Raw genomic sequence first — 2,911 nt, 5'->3', positions numbered from 1 at the left:
CCACACAACCCGGCGATACTTTAGAGAAGGTGTCACATATGTACAATATTCCCCACGCAATTCTTGAAGAAGCTAATCCCCACATAGCAGGTTCAAATGCAATTCAGCCTGGTTCGCCTGTTTATATCCCGCGTATCTCCCACATGTATTGTCATAAGACGTATCTGGAAAGAGAAGCAGAAGCAGCAAATAACATGCAGCAAGCACAATCAATGCCGAATCAGGGCGTTCCTTTTAACAGATAACATGAAGAAGCCTGACGTGGAGATCCTTCAACCACGACAGGCTTCTTATTGGTTTATTTTACAATTCAATAATGATCGGAAGGATCATCGGCCTTCTCTTTGTTTCTGAGTAGACATACTTCCCAATGGACTCTTTTATTTTGTGTTTCAAGAAGGCCCACTCCATAGGGTTCCCGGTTTTCTGCATCTCCTGAATCGTACGTAATACTGACTCATTTATTTTTTCCATCAGAACCTCTGACTCTCGAACATACACAAATCCGCGGCTTATAATATCTGGTCCAGACAACAAATGACCTTCTGCTTTGCTTAATGTTACAACTACAACAAGGATTCCATCCTCAGCAAGGTGTTTCCTGTCACGTAACACTGCGGTTCCGACATCGCCTATTCCAAAACCATCAACAAGCGTATTCCCTGCTGGCAATTTACGACTCTGGATAGCTGTCTGGTCTTTAATATCAACGACTTCCCCATTCTTTATAATAAAAATATTTTCTCTGTTCACGCCAACTGCTTCTGCCAATAATCGATGTTGAAATAACATTCGGTACTCACCGTGAATAGGGATAAAATACTTTGGTTTCATCAACGTCAACATTAATTTGAGCTCTTCCTGGCTTGCATGTCCGGATACATGCATTCCCGTAGCGGATCCTGAGCCATAAATCACATTTGCACCTAAAAGAAATAAATTATCTACGATATTAGAAACATTTTTTTCGTTTCCTGGTATAGGTGAAGCAGCGAAGATTACAGTATCTCCTGCCAAAATCTCAACCTGACGATAGCTAGAGCTAGCAAGTCGAGATAGTGCGGCCATAGGCTCTCCCTGGCTGCCCGTGCAGAGCACAGCAACTTTATCACGCGATAAATCATTTGCTTCTTTGACTTCAACTATCATTCCATCTGGAACCTTCAAGTGACCAAGCTCCATGGCTATTGTAACAACATTTACCATGCTTCTTCCCAGTAACAGCAGCTTTCTATTTGTTAACTCCGCTGCATGAATGACTTGCTGGAGACGGTGAACATTCGAAGCAAATGTAGATATAAATATTTTATTTTCTGCTTTTTTAAAGGCTTCAATAATATGCTCCCCTACAAGCCTTTCAGATGGTGTAAAGCCTGGGCGTTCTGCATTGGTGCTCTCTGATAGTAAGGCGAGTACTCCGTTTGCCCCTATACTAGCCATTTTATGAATATCTGGATACTCATTATTTACTGGTGTTAAATCAAATTTGAAATCTCCCGTATGTACGACGGTTCCTTCGGGTGTATTGAACACAACCCCTAGACAATCAGGGATACTGTGATTAGTTTTGAAAAAAGTTATTTTAAATGAGCCTAATTCAATGATGGAATCTGAGTTAATTTCATTAAGCTCGGTATCTCGAAGCAGATTGTTTTCTTTTAATTTTCCTCTTATCAATCCCAAAGTTAATTGCGATCCATAAATAGGCATATTCATTTGCTTTAAAATATAAGGAATTCCCCCAATATGATCTTCGTGTCCGTGGGTAACAATCATAGCCCGTACTTTATCCTTGTTCTCCTTAAGGAAAGTGATGTCTGGGATAATGAGATCAATCCCTAACAAGCTCTCATCTGGAAATTTGGACCCGCAATCAATAACAATTATATCTTCACCATATTGCACCACATACATATTTTTCCCTATTTCTTGTATGCCGCCTAGCGCGAAAATCGACAATGTACTTCCCATATTTTTTGACCTCCTACTGATGGTTACAGATGCGTAAGTTACCAAATACTTTGTCCATTATTTAGCCTACCTATTCCCTTTCTTGCCTTGAATTAATTGTCTTTCCCTATTGCAGCAAGGATTCCAGCCTGTATCATTCGCCTATCCTTCTGCTTTGATATAGTAATTCTTTGATAAATGAGGTGATCATTATGATAAGCTCACCACTAACTCGCTTTCTGCCCCGCCTTAAACTGCTTGAGAAAGAATGGGTTTGTTGTAGTTGTTAGCAAAAAAACAACAGGCGTATCAGGTTACTCGATCTAACAACACAGATAATCGTAGGCTCTCTAACTTCGGGCGTTCTCATCAGAACCCATTTTTTTTGTTTACACTCAACGTAAGCCACGAGCTTCCTCCATTATTAATAATTGAAGCCTCATACGCCTTAAATACGTAATAACCGAATATACTTATTGGAAGCTCATGCTTACGAAGATGGTTTTGCATTCGCAAAGCCTAAGTCCATGCTTACGAAGATGGTTTTGCATTCGCAAAGCCTAAGTCCATGCTTACGAAGATGGTTTTGCATTCGCAAAACTTTTAGGAGGGCAAAAATGGAAACATTCGGCAGAGGATGTCTGTACATTATTCTCGGTATTATTGCGGTCATGATGCTTGCTTTAATCGTCGGCGACACAATAACTATTCCATGGTTCATACTCATACCTCTTATTGTCCTTGCCTTTTGGGCGGCGTCACGAAAAGGCAAATAAGGGTATCATACACTCGAACAACAGAAGGAGCTGCCCCTTAACCATAAGCATGGTTTTAGGAACAGCTCCTTCACCCTGTCAATTACACCTACTCGTACTTACGTMAGCAGCACCACTCTAGAAGTTGCATCCCAGCTAACTGCTATTCCAATCTCTGCGGCAAGATCACGCACTTTAACATAGCC

Annotated in this window: 3 protein-coding genes; 2 read left to right on the top strand and 1 reads right to left on the bottom strand. The window is 40.9% G+C overall.

The annotated features are described in order from the left end of the window. Positions 1 to 245, top strand: a 245-nt coding sequence (locus AC1DWN_RS31510; protein ID WP_477562797.1) for a LysM peptidoglycan-binding domain-containing protein, incomplete at its 5' end; no start/stop codon positions are given. Positions 246 to 303: 58 nt separating this feature from the next. Here AC1DWN_RS31510 and AC1DWN_RS31505 read toward each other — a convergent pair. Then, entirely contained in the window at positions 304 to 1,971 is a 1,668-nt protein-coding gene (locus tag AC1DWN_RS31505) for a ribonuclease J (protein WP_477562796.1), read from the bottom strand. Between the two features lie 596 nt (positions 1,972 to 2,567). Between AC1DWN_RS31505 and AC1DWN_RS31500 the strand changes: the two genes are divergently transcribed. Then, the gene (locus tag AC1DWN_RS31500; RefSeq protein ID WP_477562795.1) at positions 2,568 to 2,726 is read left to right on the top strand and encodes a hypothetical protein; all 159 of its coding nucleotides are present in this window, start codon (positions 2,568 to 2,570) and stop codon (positions 2,724 to 2,726) included. Positions 2,727 to 2,911: the final 185 nt, after the last annotated feature.

This window comes from Paenibacillus sp. P4_A7 (assembly GCF_056402455.1).
Note: the sequence above shows the minus strand (reverse complement) of the source record. Positions and strands in the feature narration are given on the sequence as shown.

Excerpts from the sequence above, each read along its gene's own strand:
- AC1DWN_RS31505 (WP_477562796.1), bottom strand. The coding sequence starts at position 1,971 with ATGGGAAGTACATTGTCGATTTTCGCGCTAGGCGGCATACAAGAAATA.
- AC1DWN_RS31500 (WP_477562795.1), top strand. The coding sequence starts at position 2,568 with ATGGAAACATTCGGCAGAGGATGTCTGTACATTATTCTCGGTATTATT.